Raw genomic sequence first — 3,354 nt, 5'->3', positions numbered from 1 at the left:
TTGCCAGAAGCTCAAGGTGTTCCGGGCCCTCAGGCAGGGGGCGATCAGCGCAACCTGGCCCATGGGCAAGAAGGGTTGACGCCAGGCTTGTATCCCAAAGCTGAGCTTGAGGAGGTAAGTCAAGACTGCGACTCAGCACCACGCGCAAGGGTTCTGGCGAACGCGCGCCACGGCTCGTGAGCAGAGGGTTATCAGCGCGCACGGTGCCACCTCCCACAATCACCGCATCACAACCAGCCCGCAACTGATGCACCCAGCCCCGCGCTGGAGGAGCACTAATCCACTGGCTTTCGCCGTTGGGCAGGGCGGTGCGGCCATCCAAACTCATCGCCCATTTGAGAAGGCCCCAGGGACGACCCGTTTGAACACGATGAACGAAGGCACGATTTTGATGCGCTGCCTCGGTCTCCAACACGCCGGTGATCACCTCCAAACCCGCATCCCGCAAACGCTGAATGCCACCACCAGCCACGCGCGGATCAGGATCTTTGAGTGCCACAACCACGCGCTGAATGCCGGCCTGAATCACAGCCTCAGAGCAGGGGGGGGTGCGACCCTGATGACAGCAGGGCTCGAGCGTGACGATGATCGTGCCTCCCTTGGCGCGCCCACCGGCTTGGGCAAGTGCACCCACCTCGGCATGGGCTTGACCTGCCTTGGCGTGAAAGCCTTCGCCCACCAAGGCTCCTTGAGCATCGAGCACCACTGCACCCACCAAGGGGTTGGGGCTGGTTTGGCCTTCAGCCAAAGCTGCAAGCTGAAGCGCCCGGCGCATCCAAAGGGTCCAGCGGTGGGAACCGGCCTGCATCAGCTCAGCGGCTGGGTTTGCACGTCGCGCCATTCGCCCACCACGTAAGGGGGTATAGGCAACTCATTGAACACTCCCGGAAGGAACAAGCGCAAAGGCCGGTTGTTGCTCAGATCGGCGAGAAGCGGATCGAGAGCAAATTCGGCAGCAGCTTCACGGCCATCGCTCGCGAGAGCGGGGTTATCGAGAGTGATGTCGTCTAATTCCCATGTCTTCACTCCTGCCTGAACAGCCATCGAAACCGGGTGGTCGAGTCGAACCTTGCCGGGATAGCCCACAAGCCTCAGAACCACGGGATTGCCTGGCTTGCCAGTGCGATACACCACGGCTTGCCAGCTGTCGTAATCGAGGTCTCGCAGGCTTTCGAGGCTGCGCAACATTGGCGCACCAGTCTCATCGCTGTGCTGGTGGACTTGCGCTAAGGCTGCATTGGGAGTGAGCAGAAGCAAGAGCATCGCAGCCAAGAAAGAGACCAAAAGTCGACGCAGCACACCCATCAGAACAAGCCAATCCGTCCGGCCATCATCGGCGCTCCATGACTGGACTGTGGGAGTCGTTAGCCAGAGATGAAGACAGATTCTTGTCTCCACCAAAACCCAAGACAAAAACACAAGGAATTCAACAACACATTCCTGCCCATTCACAGGAGGAGTTTGTCACTCAGCTATGGGCTTTAGCACTCAAATCGGTAACAGCTATCAGCTGAGATCAGCTCAAGCCAAGGCCGTAAAATCACTGATACTAAATTCACCATTACCTCCAAGGATGTAATCAAATTCCGGAGCATTTTCAACCGCTCCCACATAGGAGGCACCCTGACGAAGAATGTCGTCTGCTGTCTCAACCAAACTAAGCTCACCTTTAGCGTCATTACTCAGGGCCCAGAACATCATTCCGCCCAGATTTTTTTCTTGAATATAAGCCGCTTTCCCGGCAATTGTGGCCGTAGTCTCAATGGAACTCCATTCATCACCGTCATAGGAAAAAGCAGCTTTACTATTGTCATCCCAGTAGAGATCAGTCTGCCCCGTGATCACATCATTCACGATGTCTTTGTAGTCATACACGCCGGCTTCAAAAGAACCTTCAGCTTCAACACCAGACCCTAACTGTTGATAACCAAACGTTCCACCATCGTCGACACCACCCCAAGCACGCGTGTAGGCCGGCACCCCCAAAACCACTTTGCTCAGATCAACCCCAGCCTCTTCAAAGAAAGACACCGCAGTGGTGACATCGTAATGATTGGAATCAACAGTCATCGCTGCCTGATGCCCCGTTTGATTCTCCCAACCTCCGTGGAAGTCGTAGGCCATCACATTATAAAAATCGACATAAGGATCGATCGCAGAAAGGTTGAGATTGGAGAGTTTTTCTGATCCACCGGCCGTAGCAACGGAAACCTCATAGCTTCCACCTGTTTGCAATTCAAGAGCATCAAGCTCAGCACGCAACTGCTCCAGCACTAAGGCAAAGTTTGCCCCATCATTAGAACTCGATGCATTACCTGAAGCACCACCGCCACCTGGATATTCCCAATCAAAATCAATAACACTAAAGAACTTGTTATTTTGAAAAATGTCCACCACATCACTGGTGAAGCGATCGCGCCCGCTCTGCGTTGCAAAAGCAGTACTGAACTCATCGGAAAGCGTCCATCCACCCAAGGCAAAACCAAGCTCAACATGAGGGTTAAGCTCCTTGAAACGGCGAAGCTGCTCGAAATTCCCTGCATCCTTGGGACCAGCATCATTCCACCCAACGGGAACACTGGTAACGGTGACCGAATCAGCAGTTTCAGTGATGGTGTACTGATCTGAGTTGTAAGCAGTGATCAGAGCAGGATCAACCGCTTGATACTCGACTTTTGTAAACGTACGACTCACTTGATCAACTGCATCAAAGCGCTTCTCCTGCGCCGCATAAGAATCAAAAAGCTCAACAGAACCATCAGCTTTGACATCAAAAAAGCTGTAATTGAGGTGGGTCATCGCTTGCCCATTCACATCGGAAAGATTGATGTCGCGTTCATAAACACCCCATTCCTCGAAATAGGTAACGATGCGCTTGTCAGCATTGCCATTCGGAGCCTCTAGCGATGGTCCACTTGAAGCGTTGCTCTCGATAGAGGCCTTAGGTTCCACAATGCCGCTGAATTCAGTTTCCGCTGCGACAGAGATCGCTGATTCCGAAATGTCAGCTGGAGACGTCATCTGCTCGGAAGTTGTCACTGAACGATCTCCAGCCTCAACATCGGCGAAATCAAACACCTGAGCAGGGTCTGTGGCCTCACCTGCCGCTTGGTAGTAAGACGTCTGTGATTCGCCTGGATCTAAAGGAGCAGACCACACTTTTGGAGAAAGGGAGACGTCGTAGCGGCCATCACTCCGAAGCGCAGACTGCACCTCAAAGTTGCTCACCAATGTGAGCGGTGCATCCATCACAAGAGCAACACTCCAGTCGGTGCCAGCAGAAACATCACCAAGATTGGCAACGGTAATTTCGCCCGCGAAGACACCAGACCAGCCACCGTTGATCGTTGCCGA

The 3,354-nt window shown here is 53.9% G+C and carries 3 protein-coding genes; all 3 read right to left on the bottom strand.

From position 1 onward, the window contains the following. On the bottom strand, positions 1-808 hold an 808-nt coding region (gene ribD, locus NCN04_RS09835), incomplete at its 3' end, for a bifunctional diaminohydroxyphosphoribosylaminopyrimidine deaminase/5-amino-6-(5-phosphoribosylamino)uracil reductase RibD (RefSeq protein ID WP_250395975.1). Further along, positions 808-1,305, bottom strand: a complete 498-nt coding sequence (locus NCN04_RS09830; protein ID WP_245407359.1) for a DUF3122 domain-containing protein — start codon at positions 1,303-1,305, stop codon at positions 808-810. The genes ribD and NCN04_RS09830, both read right to left, overlap by 1 nt. Positions 1,306-1,521: 216 nt before the next feature. Further along, on the bottom strand, positions 1,522-3,078 hold the full coding sequence (locus NCN04_RS09825; protein WP_250395974.1) for a glycoside hydrolase family 18 protein: 1,557 nt from the start codon (positions 3,076-3,078) through the stop codon (positions 1,522-1,524). Positions 3,079-3,354 lie beyond the last annotated feature (276 nt).

Source organism: Synechococcus sp. MU1655, from assembly GCF_023630655.1.
Classification (GTDB): domain Bacteria; phylum Cyanobacteriota; class Cyanobacteriia; order PCC-6307; family Cyanobiaceae; genus Synechococcus_C.
The sequence above is the reverse complement of the archived record's forward strand: the minus strand, read 5'-3'. Positions and strand labels throughout refer to the sequence as shown.

Excerpts from the sequence above, each read along its gene's own strand:
- NCN04_RS09830 (WP_245407359.1), bottom strand. The coding sequence starts at position 1,305 with ATGGGTGTGCTGCGTCGACTTTTGGTCTCTTTCTTGGCTGCGATGCTC.